The sequence below is a fragment of the Bradyrhizobium sp. 215_C5_N1_1 genome (assembly GCF_052075935.1).
GTDB lineage: Bacteria > Pseudomonadota > Alphaproteobacteria > Rhizobiales > Xanthobacteraceae > Bradyrhizobium > Bradyrhizobium barranii.
The window spans coordinates 6,555,301-6,573,044 of record NZ_CP197228.1; the positions used below are offsets into that span (position 1 = coordinate 6,555,301).

General features: G+C 64.3%; 16 protein-coding genes. 3 read left to right on the plus strand and 13 right to left on the minus strand.

Annotation, left to right across the window (positions count from 1 at the left end; genetic code table 11):
- Nucleotides 1-39 precede the first annotated feature (39 nt).
- From AB7G19_RS31475 to AB7G19_RS31490, 4 genes are all read right to left on the minus strand, one after another.
- Nucleotides 40-1,233, minus strand: a complete 1,194-nt coding sequence (locus AB7G19_RS31475) for an efflux RND transporter periplasmic adaptor subunit (RefSeq protein WP_085404398.1) — start codon at nt 1,231-1,233, stop codon at nt 40-42.
- A 1-nt stretch (nt 1,234) separates the two neighbouring features.
- The gene (locus AB7G19_RS31480; protein WP_085404399.1) at nt 1,235-1,936 is read right to left on the minus strand and encodes a TetR/AcrR family transcriptional regulator; all 702 of its coding nucleotides are present in this window, start codon (nt 1,934-1,936) and stop codon (nt 1,235-1,237) included.
- 141 nt (nt 1,937-2,077) lie between these two features.
- A complete protein-coding gene (locus tag AB7G19_RS31485) occupies nt 2,078-2,668 on the minus strand; it encodes a thiamine pyrophosphate-dependent enzyme (protein WP_085404400.1) in 591 nt (196 codons plus the stop codon).
- Nucleotides 2,665-3,207, minus strand: coding sequence for a phosphonopyruvate decarboxylase (locus AB7G19_RS31490; protein ID WP_085404401.1), 543 nt, complete (start codon nt 3,205-3,207; stop codon nt 2,665-2,667). Before AB7G19_RS31490 ends, AB7G19_RS31485 begins: the two co-directional genes overlap by 4 nt.
- Before the next feature lie 108 nt (nt 3,208-3,315).
- Here AB7G19_RS31490 and AB7G19_RS31495 point away from each other — a divergent pair, with 108 nt between their 5' ends.
- The 3 genes from AB7G19_RS31495 (at nt 3,316) to AB7G19_RS31505 (ending at nt 7,914) form a co-directional block, all read left to right on the plus strand.
- Complete coding sequence (locus AB7G19_RS31495; RefSeq protein ID WP_014496967.1) at nt 3,316-4,548, plus strand: cytochrome P450; 1,233 nt, start codon at nt 3,316-3,318, stop codon at nt 4,546-4,548.
- Between the two features lie 75 nt (nt 4,549-4,623).
- Nucleotides 4,624-5,841: an ornithine--oxo-acid transaminase gene (gene rocD / locus AB7G19_RS31500; protein ID WP_085404402.1), complete on the plus strand. Its 1,218-nt coding sequence runs from the start codon at nt 4,624-4,626 to the stop codon at nt 5,839-5,841.
- A gap of 543 nt (nt 5,842-6,384) precedes the next feature.
- Entirely contained in the window at nt 6,385-7,914 is a 1,530-nt protein-coding gene (locus AB7G19_RS31505) for a Spy/CpxP family protein refolding chaperone (RefSeq protein ID WP_244623357.1), read from the plus strand.
- A 166-nt stretch (nt 7,915-8,080) separates the two neighbouring features.
- Here AB7G19_RS31505 and AB7G19_RS31510 read toward each other — a convergent pair whose 3' ends face one another.
- The 9 genes from AB7G19_RS31510 to AB7G19_RS31550 all read right to left on the minus strand — a co-directional run bounded on the left by AB7G19_RS31510 (nt 8,081) and on the right by AB7G19_RS31550 (nt 17,640).
- Nucleotides 8,081-8,326 carry a hypothetical protein gene (locus tag AB7G19_RS31510; RefSeq protein ID WP_343287559.1) on the minus strand — a complete coding sequence of 82 codons (246 nt, stop codon included), beginning with the start codon at nt 8,324-8,326 and terminating at the stop codon, nt 8,081-8,083.
- Between the two features lie 787 nt (nt 8,327-9,113).
- Nucleotides 9,114-9,977 carry a sugar phosphate isomerase/epimerase family protein gene (locus AB7G19_RS31515; RefSeq protein WP_085404403.1) on the minus strand — a complete coding sequence of 288 codons (864 nt, stop codon included), beginning with the start codon at nt 9,975-9,977 and terminating at the stop codon, nt 9,114-9,116.
- Nucleotides 9,977-11,167, minus strand: coding sequence for a dihydrodipicolinate synthase family protein (locus AB7G19_RS31520; RefSeq protein WP_085404404.1), 1,191 nt, complete (start codon nt 11,165-11,167; stop codon nt 9,977-9,979). Before AB7G19_RS31520 ends, AB7G19_RS31515 begins: the two co-directional genes overlap by 1 nt.
- 136 nt (nt 11,168-11,303) lie before the next feature.
- Complete coding sequence (locus AB7G19_RS31525; RefSeq protein WP_441268726.1) at nt 11,304-12,455, minus strand: Gfo/Idh/MocA family protein; 1,152 nt, start codon at nt 12,453-12,455, stop codon at nt 11,304-11,306.
- A 5-nt stretch (nt 12,456-12,460) separates the two neighbouring features.
- Nucleotides 12,461-13,849: a hypothetical protein gene (locus tag AB7G19_RS31530; RefSeq protein WP_085404406.1), complete on the minus strand. Its 1,389-nt coding sequence runs from the start codon at nt 13,847-13,849 to the stop codon at nt 12,461-12,463.
- A gap of 4 nt (nt 13,850-13,853) precedes the next feature.
- A complete protein-coding gene (locus tag AB7G19_RS31535; RefSeq protein WP_085404407.1) occupies nt 13,854-14,702 on the minus strand; it encodes an ABC transporter ATP-binding protein in 849 nt (282 codons plus the stop codon).
- Nucleotides 14,699-15,691 (minus strand): ABC transporter substrate-binding protein, encoded by a 993-nt coding sequence (locus AB7G19_RS31540; protein WP_085404408.1) that lies wholly within the window; start codon nt 15,689-15,691, stop codon nt 14,699-14,701. The genes AB7G19_RS31535 and AB7G19_RS31540 overlap by 4 nt, the downstream gene beginning before the upstream one ends.
- Before the next feature lie 62 nt (nt 15,692-15,753).
- Complete coding sequence (locus AB7G19_RS31545) at nt 15,754-16,563, minus strand: ABC transporter permease (protein ID WP_071915912.1); 810 nt, start codon at nt 16,561-16,563, stop codon at nt 15,754-15,756.
- 321 nt (nt 16,564-16,884) lie between these two features.
- On the minus strand, nt 16,885-17,640 hold the full coding sequence (locus AB7G19_RS31550; protein ID WP_193560924.1) for a TetR/AcrR family transcriptional regulator: 756 nt from the start codon (nt 17,638-17,640) through the stop codon (nt 16,885-16,887).
- Nucleotides 17,641-17,744 lie beyond the last annotated feature (104 nt).

A 17,744-nucleotide genomic window follows, 5' to 3' on the forward strand; every position in this document is an offset into this window, starting at 1 on the left:
AAGTGACCCGGCGAGGCCGGATCACCTGGATGTATTGGATCAGTAGCGCGGCGGCTGCGCCGGGATCTGCGGCGCCGGATCGGTCGAGATCGCAACTGGGGCGCCCGATTGCAGCTTGAGCTGGCCGACAGCGACGACCTTGTCGCCCACCTTCACGCCCTTGATGATTTCGACGCGACCGTCGACCCGGCTGCCGGTCTGCACGAACGTGCGCACTGCGGAGAGGCTGGTCTTGCCGTCCTCTTCCTTCTTCTCGGTGATCACGAACACGGAGTCGCCGTACAGCGTGTAATCGACCGCCGTTTCCGGCACGGTGATCACGGCCGGCTTCGCCGGCAGCACCACCGTCGTGGTCACGAACATGCCCGGCTTCAGGATCTTCTCCGGATTGGCGACCGTCGCCTGCACGCGGATGTTGCGGGTGTCGGCCGCGACCTGCGGCTCGATCGTGGTGATCTTGGCATCGAAGGTGCGGCCGGGGTAGGCGTCGACCTTGAGCCGGACCGGCTGGCCGACCTTGAGGTTGCCCGAGTCCTTTTCGGTCACCGTGAAGTTGGCCCACAGCTCCGACAGATCGGTCAGCGAGACGATCGCCGTGCCGGCCGTCAGGTACTGGCCGACTTCGACCTTGCGGACGCCGAGATCGCCGGAGAACGGCGCACGCACCAGCTTCTGCGAGATCACCGCCTCGGTCTTGGCGATGCCGGCCAGCGCCTGATCGTAGGCGGCCTGCGCGTTATCGACGGTCGCCTGCGGGCCGAACTGGCGCGATGCCAGCTGCTTGGCGCGGTCGAGCGAGAGCTGTGCGACGGTTGCCTGCGCCTTGTAGTTGGCGAGGTCGCCCTGCTCCGGCATGTCGAAGAACTGCACCAGTGGCGTGCCGGAATCGACATGCGTACCCGGCTCGAACTTGATCTCGGTGACGCGGCCGTTGACGTCGGCGCTGACGTCGACCTGGTGCACGGCGGCAAGGCCACCGACTGCGGTGAGCAGGTTCGGCACCACCTCGGACTTCGCCTCGGCCGCGCTGACCGCGGTCGGCGGCGGCTTGTTGTTGGCGAAGAACTGCTTGATCATCTGGCCGCGGAAGTAATTGAACCAGACGAGGCCGCCAACGAGCACGCCCAGGAGCGTGCCGACGATGATGAACCACAGCACCGGCCTGACCGGACGCTTGGGAGCCTTGGTGTCGATCGGTTCGCCCGAAATCTTGTGTTCGGTTACGATGTTCATGTCATGCGCTTTCTGCAATCGCCGTCTTGCCCGCATCCGCGGCCTGATCGCGGCCCAAATGCGAAGCAATTGCGGCGTCGTTAAGTCCGATACCCCTCAGGAGAAACTCACAGAGCTGCCGCTCCAGATCGTTCGCCTTGCCGTAGACGAGGCAGGGCGTGGCCGGCAGCCTGGTCAGCGCAGCCATCATCACCGAATGATGCGCGAACCAGAACAGGTTGAGCGGATCGCCGCTGAACGGCCGCGCGTCACCGCTGGCAACCGCGCGCTCGAGCGAGGCGAGGAAGACCGCCCCGATCAGCTTCTCGATCTTGGCATATAGCAGACGGGCGAATTCGCCGTCATCCAGATGGCTGGTGGCCATCAGTCGCAGGCGCTGCGCCTCCTCCTGATCGGGCCCGTCGGCGATGTGGAGGAAATGCTGGACCATGCCGCGGATCAACTCGACCAGCGTGGCCGTCGAGGGCTCCCGCTCGAGCAGGTCCGTCAGTGCCGGATCGGCTTCGCACTCGTCGCTGAGGATCTCGGCGTAGAGCGCCGCCTTGGACGGAAAATGCTTGAACAGCAGCGCCTCGGAAATGGCAGCGGCGGCCGCCACGCTCTTGGTCGTGGTGCCGGTATAGCCGTGTCGGGCAAAGCAGCGTTTTGCGGCACCGAGGATCAATTGACGCCTCAGGTCGCTCGTCATTCGCAGTGAGCTCATGTTAGTGAGTAAGCACTCACCCACGCAAAAGTCAAGCAGAATGCTGCGACGCAACCTACGTGGGTGCAAACTTGTTGGAAAATGGTCACACTTCCCCGCCCGGAGGGCCCGGAACGTTGCTCAGGACGGAGCCAAGCAGGGCTAGATCGGCTGGAAGCCGAGATCGCCACGGATCCGGTTGACGATGTAAGTCCCGTCCCGGACTGGGAGAATCCGGTCCAGGCTGGCGCTATCGATCTTCACATTGGCAAATCGCGGCCCCGCCGAGACGTTGTGGACGGCTTTGGCGAAGGCCTCGACCTCGGCCATGGTCGAGATCGCGCGGGCGTCCCCGATGCCGCAGGCCCTGGCGACGCCGACGAGGTCGGCAGCTGCGGAGGTGTGGCTGGTCTGGCCACCGGTCTCGCCATAGGCCTCGTTGTCGAGCACCACGATCGAGAGGTTGGACGGCTTCTGCAGGCCGATGGTGGCAAGGCTCCCCATCCCCATCAGCATCTCGCCGTCGCCGGTGATGACCAGCACCGGCAGTTTTGGTTGCGCCAGCGCCAGACCAAGCCCGATCATCGCCGCGCCGCCCATGCCGCCCCAGAGGTAGAAGTTGCGCGCGTGGTCGCCAGCGGCACACATGTCGTTGGTGGAGGCCCCGAGGCCGCCGATTGCGACGACGTTCTTGCGGTTCGCAAGCAGGGTAGACACCACCTGGCGGCGGTCGAGGAGATTGGCCTTGCTCATTTGGTGAAAACCTTGGCGCCGATCAGGCGCTGCGACAGCAGGACGGCGGTGGGCGTGAGCGCGTTGTAGGCCTGCGCTGCGGCCGCCTCCAGCACGGCCGGCACCTCGGCCGCATTGGACGCGCGCAGCACCTGGACGCCAGAGAGCTCGAACACGCAATGCGTGGTCGATCCCATCGGCACCTGCCATGGATTGAACTCGCCCCACTCGCCGCGCATGGTCACGAGCGTCAGGAACGGAAAGCGCAGGATCGGGATCAGCGACAGCATGTTGATGCAATTGCCGACCCCGCTCGACTGCATCAGAAGCACGCCGCGCTGTCCGCCGGTCCAGGCCCCGGCCAGGAGCGCGACGCCCTCCTCCTCCGTCGTCAGCGGAATGCCGCGCATCGTGGTTGAGGCCAGCACGCGCTGAATCAACTTCGAATGGCCGGCGTCGGGCACGTAAGGCGCCTGCCGGACGTCGAAGCGTTGCAATGTCGCGAAAATATCGTCGGGCCAATTCGGGGCCGTGTCGGCAGCGTCAGCGCGGGCGTGCATTTTCCTGTCCGGTCGGCTTGCAAATCACGACACGACTGTAGACGGTGAGCCGAGCCGCTCGAAAGAGCGAAAACAGCATATCGGTCTCAACCGGCGAGTATGGCGGCGATGAACGCAAGTGCGAAAGAACTGGCGGCCAATTTCGATCTGGAGAAGCTGACACCCGAATTCTACGACGATCCCTACCCGACTTATCGTGCACTGCGGGAAAACGAGCCGGTCAAGCGCCTCCCCAACGGCACTGTGTTCCTGACCCGCTATGACGATCTCGTCACCACCTACAAGAACACAAAGTCGTTCAGTTCGGACAAGAAGCGCGAGTTCGCGCCGAAATACGGCGACACCCCGCTTTACGAGCACCACACCACGAGCCTCGTCTTCAACGACCCGCCCGCCCACACCCGCGTGCGCCGCCTGATCATGGGCGCGCTGTCGCCGCGCGCGATCGCGGGGATGGAGCCCGATATCGTCAAGCTGGTCGACGGCCTGCTCGATGCCATCGCCGCCAAGGGGGCTTGCGAGCTGATCGACGACTTCGCCGCGTCGATCCCCATCGAAGTGATCGGCAATCTGCTCGACGTTCCCCACGACGAACGCGAGCCGCTGCGCGACTGGTCGCTGGCGATCCTCGGTGCACTCGAGCCGGTGGTGTCGCCCGAAGTGGCTGCGCGCGGCAACAAGGCGGTAAAGGACTTCCTCGCCTATCTCGAAACCCTGGTCGCGCGCAGGCGCCAAAAGCCCGGCAATCCCGAGCGTGACGTGCTGACGCGCCTGATCCAGGGAGAAGGCAACGGCGAGGAAAACGGCGAGCGGCTGACGGAGAAGGAGCTGCTGCACAACTGCATCTTCCTGCTCAACGCCGGGCACGAGACCACCACCAATCTGATCGGCAACGGCCTCGTCGCGCTGCACCGGAATCCGGACCAGAAGCAGCGGCTGATCGAAAACTCCGACATGATCAAGACTGCCGTCGAGGAGATGCTGCGCTACGAGAGCTCGAACCAGCTCGGCAACCGCATGACGACAGAGAAGATCGAGCTCGGCGGCGTCATGCTCGACGCCGGCACGTCGGTGACGCTGTGCATCGGGGCGGCCAACCGCGATCCCGCCCAGTTTCCGGAGCCCGAACGCTTTGACATCGCGCGCACGCCGAACCGGCATCTCGCCTTCGCCACCGGCGCGCATCAATGCGCCGGCATGGCGCTGGCGCGACTCGAAGGCGCGATTGCGATCTCGCGCTTCCTGGCGCGCTTCCCGAACTATGCCGTGAGCGGCCATCCGGTGCGGGGCGGACGGGTGCGGTTCCGCGGCTTCCTGAGCGTGCCCTGCTCTATAGGTTGAGGCCCGCGGGCATCGTTTCGAACGAGCGACGCATTATCTGTTAGAATGCGTAAGACACGTGAGCTGGAGTGACGAATGAGTAGTCCGCCAGTCGCTGATTTCATCTCGAGGGAGGCGCGCTTCGGCGCCCGCAATTACGAGCCGCTTGGCGTTGTCCTGTCGCGCGGCGAAGGCGTTTTCGTTTGGGACACCCAGGGCAACCGATATCTGGATTGCCTCTCCGCCTATTCGGCGGTCAACCAGGGCCATTGCCACCCGAAAATCCTGGCCGCCATGGTCGAGCAGGCCGGCCGATTGACCCTGACCTCGCGTGCATTCCACAACGACCAGCTCGCTCCCTTCTACGAGGAGATCGCGGAACTCACCGGCTCTCACAAGGTGCTGCCGATGAACAGCGGAGCCGAAGCCGTTGAGAGCGCGATCAAGTCCGTGCGCAAATGGGGCTATGAGGTGAAGGGGGTGCCCGACGGGCAAGCCGAGATCATCGTCTGCGCCAACAATTTCCATGGACGCACCCTCGGCATCGTCGGCTTCTCGACCGACGCGGCCACGCGCGAACATTTCGGCCCCTTTGCGCCGGGCTTCAAAATCATTCCCTTCGGCGATCTCGCCGCGCTGGAAGACGCAATCACGCCGAACACCGTCGCCTTCCTGGTCGAACCCATCCAGGGCGAAGCCGGAGTCATCATTCCACCGGCAGGCTATTTCACGGGGGTGCGCGAGCTCTGCACGGCGCACGACGTGATGCTGATCCTCGACGAGATCCAGACTGGACTCGGCCGCACCGGCAAGCTGCTTGCGGAACAGCACGAGGGCATCGAGGCGGATGTGACGCTGCTCGGCAAAGCTTTGTCCGGCGGTTTCTATCCCGTCTCGGCCGTGCTTTCCAACAACGAGGTCCTCGGCACGCTGAAACCAGGTCAGCATGGCTCAACATTCGGTGGCAATCCGCTCGCCTGCGCGGTGGCGCGGGCGGCGCTCCGCGTTCTCGTCGAGGAAGGGATGATCGAGAACGCTGCGGTGCAAGGTGAGCGCTTCCTGAAAGGCCTCAGAAGCATCCGCGCCAACACGGTGCGCGACGTGCGCGGACGCGGGCTGATGCTGGCGGTCGAGCTCAACCCTGAAGCCGGCCGTGCGCGCCGCTACTGTGAGGCTCTGCAGACCGAAGGCATCCTCGCCAAGGATACCCACGAGCACACGATCCGCTTCGCCCCGCCGCTGGTGATTACCAGTGACCAGGTTGATTGGGCCTTGGAGAGAATCGCTGCCACCCTGACGCAGGATTTCGCCTGAGCTCTGCCTGCGTCGGAAGACCGCAAGGCCGCGGGCAGTCAACAACGAACGATTTCGCCACCTGCGCGTTGAACGGTTCCGGGCGACTGGGACGAGCGTGGAGTTGCGATCATGCTTCCGCGTGCCGTGTGCCTTTCGGCGTTTTTGGTCGGTGTGTCGATGCTCACGGCGAGCGTCGGTGCGTCCGCCCAGGACCATCATGGTCGGGGTGGGCCGCCGGGAGCGGCTGCCCGACCGGCAGCGCCGCCTGCGATGGCCCGACCGGCGGCGCCACCTGCGATGGCGCGTCCCGCTGCGCCGGCATTTCATCCTCCGGCCATGCCGCAGCGACCGGCCATGGCGCCGAGTCCGGCGCCTCGCATGGCCTCACCGCCACCGCGCCCGGCCCCGCACTTCGCGGCACCACCGCAGCGAGCTGCCCCGCACGTGGCGGCACCGCGACCTGAATTCCATCGCGCGCCGGCAGCTCCGCAACGTCCGGCGATGGCACCGCCGCCGACGCCGCATATTGCCGCCCCCTCACACCCCAGCGCGCCGCCGGCCGTGAGCGAGCGGCCGGAACGGCCGCGCGAGACGCTGTCGCGCCAAGCCTCGGAACGCCAGGGCCGCATCGACCGCTTGCAACAGCGTGTGCAGACATTGCAGTCGCAAAAGCCGGAAGGCGCGGGAGCGCAACGCGAGCAGCAGCGATTGCTGCAGTCGCAGAATAGGCTGCTGGAGCGCGAGCAGCGCGTACAACAGCGTGAGCAGCACGTCGAGCAGGGACAGCGCGAGATGCTGTCGCGCCAGACCGCGGAGCGCCAGACCCGCATCGATCGCCTCCAGCAGCGTGTGCAGACGTTGCAGTCGCAAAAGCCGGACGGCGCACGCGCGCAACGCGCACAAGAACGCGCGCTGCAGGCGCAGAACCGTCTGCTGCAGCACGAGCAACGGGCGCAGCAAATCGATCTGGCGCGCCAGCAGAGGCTGGGGCTGCAGGCCCCCGCTGCATCAGTTGCAGCGGCGGCCGCCGCGCGCGGGCGGTTTGCCGCGCACTTCCGCGAGCGGGCGGCCGGACAAACCCAGGCGGCCCTCGTCGCCCGCCACAGCGGCTGGGCTCCCCGGCAGGCCTGGCGACACCGCCATCCCGCGGTGTTCGTGGCATGGCTTGGGCCCGTGTTCTGGCCTTACGCCTATTCCGACATTTTTGACTACACGTTCTGGTCCTATGCCTACGAGCCCGGCTATTGGGCGTACGCGTATGACGACTTCGTCGACACCATGTTCTGGGGCGATGACAGCCCCTATTCCGCCTATGCCAGCACCAACCCGAATGACTATCCGCAAGCCGGCGGCGGCACCCGCGCGCGCCAGCGCGCCAGCGTGAGCCCGCAAACGCTGCAGCAATTGTGCGGCACACCGGACAAGGGCGTCACCGCTTGGCCGCTTGACGATATCACGCGGGCAGTGCGGCCGACGGCGGAGCAACGCGCGCTGCTCGACGCGTTGAAGACCGCGGCGGCCAACGCCGCCGGTGTTTTCAAGGACTCCTGCGCAGAGACATATGCACTGACGCCGCCTGGCCGCTTGCGGGCGATGATGAACCGCGTCAGCGCGACACTGGATGCTGTCAAGATCGTGCGACCGGCACTGGAGACTTTTTACAACTCGCTCAGTGACGAGCAGCAGGCCCGCTTCAACGCGCTCGGCCCCAAAATCGGCGACCGCTCGCCTCGGCAGCAGGAAGCCAATGCCCAGGAAGCCAGTGCCGAAGGCTGCGGCGATCCGAAGTCCGGCCTGACCCAGTTGCCGATCCAGAGGATCGAGGCTGTCCTCCACCCCGCGGGCAAGCAGAAGGAAGCGCTCGACCGCCTCGGCGAGGCGACGGCGAAGGGCGTTGAGGGCCTACAGGCGGCCTGTCCGAACGATGTACCGCTGACGCCGGTCGGACGACTAGAGGCGATGCAGCACCGGCTCGAGGCCATGCTTCAGGCCGCCAAGCTGGTCGAGCCCGCCCTGGACGAGTTCTATGCCACGCTGAGCAGCGAGCAGAAGGCGCGCTTCAACACGCTGCAACAGCTCGCAGGCCCGTGACGGCAGCAGCGTCGCATTCCCTCGTTGCAATGTGCGCAGCGGCCGAGCGACGCGGGGTGCCATCATCGCCCTGCTCCACAGTTCGGCCAGAACATACGTGTCCGGGCCGCTTCTCTCTGTGAGAAATGCGGTGGCACGGAATGCAAACAACCGCCTCGCCTTGACCTCACGCGACGGAAATCGTCTTCGGTCCAGCGTCAGTCGCGGTTGGGATCGCTTGAGGCCGCTCTTTCTCATCCGAGCTGATGGCGCTGCATTGCTGGGAGTGAGCAGACAACTCAAGATCGGCCAGGTGGTCCCAGTATTCTGCTTCTGCGAGCAGCTTCCATTTGTTCATGCTGTTGTACGCGGCCTGTTGGCGGCACAGCGAACTCATCGCACGCAAGCGCTGCACTCTCTCCACTGCCTCCACTGCGAACCTCCCTTCGCGCCAGCTTGTTTACAAGCGCACTTATGTTGTCACAATTTCGCAGATTGAATTGACGAGTGATAGTCCGGTGTTTGACGGTCAATCGATGATAGCGCAATCGTCTGACTTTTCACCGACGTGAGCAGCTCCAGCCTGAGAGCTAGTCGAAGTTCTCAGCGCCGTAGCCCCTTCGGCCAGCGCTGTACGCAGGCACGCAACAAGACTCGCGTCGGACGACGGGTTCCCAAGTCGCTGTTGCATTCCATTTCAGGACTGAAATCTTAATTGTCAGCGGCCTTCCCGGGATAGTGGTTAGCTGGCGATTAGACCGGGCCGGACAAGGTTTGATCCCGAAACTATTTTGGCCCGGCACATTGGACTGCAAGACCGCCTTCGGGCGGTCTTTCCTTATTGCCGCAATAGAACGGGCCTGGGGCTGGAACACGCCGGGGCCTCCGGCAAAAGTCGCTAGCCTTGCCCCGCCGATCACAACAATGGCCCCGACGATTGCGCGCCGGGGCCATTCAAGATCATCAGGCGTGGGTACATCCGCCGTGCCTGCCGATCGTTGATGCCACTGATTACCGCATCCGATCTGGCGCAGACCGTGGCGAGGCTGCGGCATCGGGATGATATCATTCTGCCTGAAAGCTGACGGCTGTCCACCTCTCGTTGGTGGTACTCCAACCGGCTCGCTGAGCGAGCCCGCCGCTTCGGTGCCGTGAAGGGGAAGGCGCGCTTCAACACGCGGCAACAAGTCGCAAGCCCGTGAGGACAGCGCGCGTGGGAGCTAGACCACCGTCCTGTGCCGCGTAATGCACGTGCGCAGCACCTCGTCCATCGGCTTGCTCCACCAGTCGTTGGAGAAGATCTCGATCTCCGAATAACCGGCATAGCCTTGCGCTTCGACAGCGGCGCGCGCCGATTTGATGTCGATCACGCCGTCGCCCATCATGCCGCGGTCGTTGAGGATGTCCCTGGTCGGCACCAGCCAGTCGCAGACATGGAAGGCCAGCAGGCGATCCTTGCCGGCACGCGCGATCTGGGCCATCAGCTCCGGATCCCACCAGATGTGATAGACGTCGAGCGCGACGCCAAGCATGCCGCTGCGGCCCGGGTCGAGCCGATCGCAGATGTCGAGCGCCTGTTTCGTCGTGTTCACGCAGGCGCGGTCGGCAGCGTAGGCCGGATGCAAGGGCTCGATCGCCAGCGGCAGCTTTGCCTGTCTGGCATAGTCGAGCATCTCGGCGAGAGCCTCCTCGACCTGACCGCGCGCTGCGACGATGTCCTTGGACGCCTCGCTGCCCGGCCGCGAATATTGCGGCAGACCGCCGACGACGAGAACGATGCAGGGCGCGCCCAGCGCCTTGGCTTCGTCGACGCAGCGGCGGTTGTCGTCGCGCACTTCGCCGCGACGCGATGCGTCCGAGGTGAACATGCCGCCGCGGCAATAGCCCGACAGCTCGAGGCCGGCGTCGCGCACCGCGCGTGCGGCGCGGTCGAGACCGACGGCAGCGACCTGATCGCGCCAGGGGTCGATGGCGCGGATGCCATGCTTCGCACAGGCGTCGATGATCTCGACGAGGTCACCCTGCTTGCGGACCGTCGCCGTGTTGAGCGACAGCCAGCGATGGTCGGACGAAAAATCGCGCATCAGGAGTCCAGCCCGTGAGAGGCCAGCACTGTTTTCATGCGACGGGTCGCCAGTTCGGGGTTGGCCAGCAGCCCGGCCTGATCGGCGAGGCGGAACAGCTCGGCCAGATGCAGCATCGAGCGCGCGCTCTCCTGTCCCCCGACCATGGTGAAATGATCCTGGTGGCCGTTGAGATAGGCCATGAACACCACGCCGGTCTTGTAGAAGCGCGTCGGCGCCTTGAAGATATGACGCGACAGCGGCACGGTCGGCCCCAGCACGTCGTGGAAGCCGGCCTCGTCGCCTGCCGCGAGGCGTGACAACGCATAAGAGGCAGCCGGCGCGATGGCATCGAAGATGCCGAGCAGTGCGTGCGAAAAGCCCTGGTCGTCGCCGGCGATTAGCTCCGCGTAGTTGAAATCGTCGCCGGTGTACATCTTGATGCGCTTGTCCAGGCGCCTGCGCATGTCGATCTCGCGCTGCTTGTCGAGTAGCGAAACCTTGACGCCGTCAACCTTGGCCGCGTTGTTGTTGATGATGGCCACCGCAACGTCCATCGCCTTGTCCAGGTCCTTGGTGCCCCAATATCCGGTCAGAGCGGGATCGAACATATCGCCGAGCCAGTGGATGATCACGGGCTCGCGGACCTGCGACAGCACGCGGTTGTAGACCTTGGCGTAATCGTCGGCGCTGCGGCCGAGTTTTGCGAGAGCACGCGACGCCATCAGGATGATGCGGCCGCCGACCTTCTCGACGGCCGAGAGCTGCTCCTCATAGGCGCGAATGACGTCGTCGAGGCTCTTGGCATCCTCGACCGCAAGATGATCCGTACCTGCGCCGGAGAACACCAGCGCATTGCGCCGCTTGGCGGCACCGACCGAACGTGTGATCAGCTCCAGCGAGGTCGGCCAGTCCAGCCCCATCCCACGCTGCGCGGTGTCCATGGCTTCGGCGACGCCGAGGCCGAGGTCCCAGACATGCTCGCGGAAGGCGATGGTCTTGTCCCAGTCGATGGCAGCCGAGAGCCAGGGATCGTTGTCCGCAAAGGGATCGACAACCGTGTGCACGGCCGAGAACGCGATGCGGTTCAAAGGTCCTTCGAGCTTCGCGGGGAACGTTCGCGACGCCGCGAGCCGGTAGGTCTCGATCGAACGATCCGCTTTCGGGAGCTTGAGCGACAATGACGACATTGGTTGGACGGGTTTGTTCATGATTTCAGACCTCTCCCCGTCATTGCGAGGAGCGAAGCGACGAAGCAATCCAGACCGTCGCCGCGGAGGGACTCTGGATTGCTTCGCTTCGCTCGCAATGACGGCTTGGTAAACATCGCGGCTTATCCAACTGACCTCAGGCCTCGATCGGGGCGACGTCGATCCAGCGCCGCTCCTTCCAGCTCTTCAGCGCGCATTCGGCGAGTTGCACGCCCTTGACGCCTTCGAGCAGCGTGAACTTGTAGGGCGCGTCCTCGTAGACGTGGCGGATGAACATCTCCCACTGCTCCTTGAAGCCGTTGTCGTAGGTGACGTTGTCAGGCAGCTTCTGCCAGTCGCCGTAGAAGTCGTGCAGCCGCTTCTCGTCGGGATTCCACACCGGCCGGGGCGTTGCCTGCCGCGCCTGGATCATGCAATCCGACAGGCCCGCGACCGCCGAGCCGTGTGTGCCGTCGACCTGGAAGGTGACGAGGTCGTCGCGATAGACGCGCGTCACCCAGGACATGTTGATGTGCGCGATGACGCTGCCCTCGAGCTGGAAGGTCGCGTAGGCGGAATCATCCGCGGTCGCCTTGTACTTCTTGCCCTGCTCGTCAAAACGCTCGGGGATGTCGGTGTTGCCGATGCAGACCACGCTCTGGACGTTGCCGAACAGGTTGTCGAGCACGTAGCGCCAGTGGCAGACCATGTCGAGGATGATGCCGCCGCCGTCCTCGTCGCGGTAGTTCCAGGACGGCCGCTGCGCCTCCTGCCAGCCGCCTTCGAACACCCAATAGCCGAATTCGCCGCGCACCGAGAGGATGCGGCCGAAGAAGCCGGAGTCGCGCAGGAAGGCGATCTTCTTCAGGCCCGGCAGGAACAGCTTGTCCTGCACCGTGCCATGCTTGACGCCCTTTGCGTTGGCGAGCTTGACGACCTCGAGCGCCTCCTCGAAATTCGTCGCGATCGGCTTCTCGCAATAGACGTGCTTGCCGGCGTTGATGGCCTGGGTCAGCAGACCGGGCCGCGCCTGCGTGGTCGCGGCGTCGAAGAACATGGTGTCGTTCTTGTCCGCGAGCGCAGCATCGAGATCGGTGGTCCAGCGCGTGATGTTGTAGCGCTTGGCGAGGGCTTCGACCTTGTCGGCGCTGCGGCCGACCAGGATCGGATCGGGCATCACGCGGTCGCCGTTCTTCAGCCGGACGCCGCCCTGCTCGCGAATCGCGACGATCGAGCGGATCAGATGCTGGTTGAGACCCATGCGGCCGGTAACGCCGTTCATGATGAGGCCGAGGCGTTGGGTGGTCATGCCAATTACTCCCAAGGTGATTTTGGCTGTTCGAGCGGGCGGAGCGCCGACCAGTCCGGATGGACCGACGTCGCAAAGCCCGTTGCATGGAGCGATCCCGTCAGGAGATCGCCGTTTTGAATGGAGAGGCGGATGCCCTGCCCGGCATCGGCGTAGAGATCGGGATGCGCGAGCGCGAAAGCCTGCGCTTCAGCGGTCGGCGTCTCGCCAAATCCGTCGACATAGTGATGGCCGTTGCGCTCCGCATGGGTGACGCCGATGAAGGCGCCGAGCGCGAGATCCTGCTGCACGGCAAGGCCGGCCTGGCAGGTCAGGTCCTCGCCCGTCACGAAGAACCGCGCGCCGCCCGCGCTCCATTTCGACGCGCGCGTCGCGTTGACGATGGATTTGTAGAGGCCCTTGCAGGACTTCGAGGAAATGCCGCAATAGCCGCGCGCACGCGCCGCCGGGAAGGCATCGTAGGAATCGTCGGCCTCGTCGATGATGAAGCCGTGCGCGGCGAGCGAGCCGAGCGGGCATTGCCGGGTGATGTCTCGCGGCATCGGCTGTTCGACATAGAGCAAGCGCGAGGCGATCGGGCGCAGCGCGGAATCACGATCAAGCCGATCCATCAGTGCCTGTAGTGCGGCAAGATCGGCGTACTGCTCGTTCGCGTCGAGCGTCACCTTGTAGTCGCGCCCGAGCGTGTCGAGTTCCTTGCCGATCCGCGCCAGCCGTCCTGCATCGGCAGCGGGATCGCCCGACAGTTTCAGCTTGAAGTAATACGCACCGGCGTTCTCGCGTGCATCGGCAACACCGCCCTCACCTTCGACGGTATCGTCGAGGCCCACGGTGTGCCTGATGGCAACGCGCGGCAGCGGCTTCCGGCCGGCGAGAAACGCCGTGAGGTCCGCTTCCTTGAGGTCCGGCGAAAGCCGTGCATCGATGCCGGCAATGTTGCCGGCCATCCCGTCGAAAAAGTTGGTCTCGCCTGCGCGGAGCAGTGCGTCGAGGATCGCCTTGTCGATCTCCGCCGGGCCATAAGCCGCCGCAAGCGCTGGAATATTCTTCTTTGCACAAGTCGCGACCTGGGCACCGATGCACGAGGCATGCAGATCGAACGCCGTCAAGAATCCAGTCCGCGCAAGATAAAGGCCCCGCGCAATTTCCAGCGAACGCCGCAGGCCGTCGACCGTCTGCGCCGGCGACAGCTCCGGCCGCTTGTCGAACCATTTTGGCACCAGCAGCTCGGCACTGGCGCCGACCGCATTCCCGCTGCCCTCGACCTCGATCTCGACCCGCACGAACAGCTGCGGCGTTGCATTGATGGTGATCGCGCCAAAGCGGAACGGCCGCGCAAAATGCACGGGACGTTCAAAGAACGCGATGTCTCGCAGCTTCAGGCGCGGCGCCATGACTTTAATCCAGCGAACCTTGCGAGAAAAAATGCCTGCGGATGCGTTGCACGAGCTCGGTGAAGACAGGATCGGCCATTACATCGAGCGAGCGCGGGCGCGGCAGCGGCACGTCGTAGATCGCCGCGATCGCGCCGGGCCGCTCGGTCATGACCAGCACGCGGTCGGCGAGGAACACGGCCTCGGGAATCGAATGCGTGATCAGGAGCACCGTCTTCCTAGTCTCGCGCTGGATCCGCATCAGCTCGACATTCATGCGCTCGCGCGTCAACGCGTCGAGTGCGCCGAACGGCTCGTCCATCAGCATGATCTTGGGATCGTGCACCAACGCGCGACAGATCGAGGCGCGCTGCTGCATGCCGCCCGAGAGCTGCCAGGGCAGCTTCTTCTCGAAACCTTCGAGGCCGACCAGCTTCAACAGCGCCTTGGCGCGATCGAGATAGTGTTGTCGCGGCAGCCGCTTCATGTCGATCGGCAGCATCACGTTCGCGAGGATGTTGCGCCAGGGCAGCAGCAGCGCGTTCTGGAAGACGATGCCGACATTGCCGTGCGGCTTCGTCACCTTCTCACCCTCGACCAGGACCTCGCCTGATGTCGGCGGCAGCAACCCCGAGATCAGCTTGAGTAGCGTGGACTTGCCGCAGCCGCTTGGGCCGACCACGACGAAGAACTCGCCGTCATTGATGTGGAAGTCGAGCGGACGCAGCGACGGCACGTCGCCGTCGCGCGTCCGGTAGGTTTTCGACACGCCGGACAGTTTGATGCCCGACGCATCGCCGGCAGCCCGGTCGCTCACCAGTCTCAGATGCGCGGCGTGCTGCACGATTTCGCTCACGACTGCGGCTTGCTTCACGATCCGCTCTTCGGCAGATAATCGTTGGTGTAGAAGGCCTTCGGGTTCTCCTTGGCCTTGGCATCCAGTCCGCCATATTCGACCATCAGATTGACGGAGTCCGTCATGTTCTGGTCGGTGACCTGGAACGGCCGCTTGCTCTTGGTCTCCGCGGTCCGGTAGAGCGGAATGGTCAGCTCAAAGCCCTGCGTCAGGGTGTCGATCTTGCCGCCCTTGGGGTTGGCATCGAGGATCGATTGCGCAGCCGCTTTCGGCTCCTTCTCGGCGGCTTCGACCGCCTTGGTCGTCGCCGACATGAAACGGCGGACGAGATCGGCATTGGCCTTCACATAGTCGGCGTTGGCGATGATGCCCGAGGAGACCATGTTGATGCCGTAGTCAGCGAACTTGATCGGATAGACGTCCTTGCCGGTGGCGTCCTTGATCTTCATCGACTGGTCCATGACGTAGCCGAGCAACAGATCGGCCTGGCCGTTGATGACGGCGTTGAGCTTGGTCTGGCCGTCGCCGGCAACGGTCTGGAAGTCGCTTTCCTTCAGGCCGGTCTTCTTCAGGAACAGCGGCCAGATCTGGGTCATGGAATCGGCCGGCGTGATCGCCACCGTCTTGCCCTTGATGTCCTCCGGCTTCTTGATGTTCTTGTCGGCAAAGCCCATGGCGGACATCGGGCTGGTCTGGAGCAGCACGCCGGTCGCGACGACAGGTGCGCCCTTGATCGCGGCGCGCATCATGGTGGGGACGTCGACATAGCCGAAATCGGCGGTCTTGGCGGCCACGGCCTGCGTGGTCGCAGCCGAGCCGCGGCCTTCCTGGATTTCGAGGTCGATGCCTTCGGCCGCGTAAATGCCCTTGGCTTTGCCGTAATAGAACGGCGCGTGCTCGCCATAGACGTACCAGTTCAGCATCAGCACGACCTTGTCGGCGGCCTGCGCGGGCATCGCCGCAAACACCATCAGCGCAGCCGAGACAGCTCCTATCCACCGCTTCATCGTTTCTCTCCCTTGCCCTTGTTGCGTCGGCCGTTGATGGCCGTTCGTTGCCTTAGTTTTTGTTACGAGGCGAAAATCACGTCTTCACGCTGGCTGACATGCCAGGGAATGACCAGCTTCTCGATCCGGTCCACGATCCAGAACAGGATCACGCCGAGCAGCGCCAGGATCACCAGCGCCGCGAACATCGTCGGCAGATCGAACGTGCCGATCGAGCGCTGCATCACGTAGCCGATGCCGGAATTGGAGCCGACGAACTCGCCGACGACGGCGCCGACCACGGCAAGCGTCACCGACACTTTGAGGCCTGAGAAGATCGCCGGCAGCGCATGCGGCAGGTTCACCGCGAGGAAAACCCGGAACCGGCTGCCCTGCATGGCGCGGGCGAGATCGACCATATCAGGATCGACCGATTTGAAGCCCTGCACGGCGGAGACCACCACCGGGAAGAAACCGAGCAGGAAGGCTGAAATCACTTTGGGAATGATGCCGAAGCCAAACCAGACCACGAACAGCGGCGCGATCGCGATCTTCGGCACGGATTGCGAGAACACCAGCAGCGGATAGACATAGCTCTCCACCGTCTTCGAGCCCGCGATCAGCATCGCGACGGGAATGCCGAACAGCGCCGACAGCAGGAAGCCGCAGACGGTGGCATAGGTGGTCGGCCAGGACTGGCGCAGCAGTTCCGGCCATTCGGTGCGCAGCACCGCGACGACGTCGGCCGGCGCCGGGATCTGATAGGCGGGAATTTTGAACAGCCGGATTGCGAGGTCCCAGGCGACGACGATGAAAACCAGGAACAAAAACGGCCGGACCCAGGCCGCATTCAGCATCTTGGATACCGCACCTTGCGGCTTCAACTCAGCCACGTCTCACTCCCGGCATTCTTCTTCGTTCGGGGGAGAAATTAACTCGTTGGATAAATACTGTCCAGAGCTTTCCCTGTGACGTTTTGTGCCGGTTCCTGGCCTCCTCTCGTGTCCCGGACGTGCTGCTGCGCTACGTCCGGGGCACGAGACCGCCTCACCCTCGGTGTCATTCCCCGCGAAGGCGGGGAATCCAGTACGCCGCGGCTTCTCGGTTCAATCTCAACCGTCTCTGGAATACTGGATTGCCCGCCTTCGCGGGCAATGACGGCGGAGATTGAGGAAACGACGGACGATTGGTCCGCCAACGCGCGGACTAGGCCGCTAAACCGTCTGCGCGACCGCGCTGCGCGACTTCGGCGCCTTGGCGATCTCGAACAGCGCGGTCGATCGGCCCGTCAGCGCGGCCAGCACGAGGCCGACCATGTGCGAAAGCCGTTCGTCCTTGGCTTTCTTGTCCAGCAGGTCGCGGCCGAAGATCACGCTCAACGTGGCCGAATTGGAGAGATAGAAGAAGCAGAGCCCCGCGATCGAGATGTAGAGCTGCACCGGATCGACCGCGACCTGGAAGTCGCCGCTGTCGACGCCGCGCAGCACCACGGTGCGGATCATCTCGACGAAGGGCGAGTGCATCGACTTGACCTTGGTCGAGCGCTTGAGGTGCTTTGCGCGCGCGAGGTTCTCGGTCTGGAGCAGCGACAGGAATTCCGGGTTGCGCAGGAAGTAGTTCCAGGTGAACTCGATCAGGCGCCGGATCGCTTCGGGCGGATCGAGATGCTCGAGATCCAGCCCCCGCTCCTCGCTGCGGATCTTGTCATAGGCGCCTTCGAGCACCGCGAGATAGAGCTCGTCCTTGTTGCCGACGTGATAGTAGAGCATGCGCTTGTTGGCGCCGGCCTTCGCCGCGATGCGGTCGACACGCGCGCCCGCGAGCCCGTGGGTGGAGAATTCCTGCTTGGCAGCCTCGAGAATGCGCAGCCGCATCCCCTCGGGGTCGCGCTGCCATTTCAGAGTTCGCTTTGCCGTTGCTTTCGCCAAACCGGGTGCCCGCTGGGTGATCGTCCAGATCGCATTTATCATGCGCGAGGCCCGCCGCATAGTTTCGTCATTGCGAGCGCAGCGAAGCAATCCAGACTGCCACCGCGAAGACAGCCTGGATTGCTTCGTCGCAAGAGCTCCTCGCA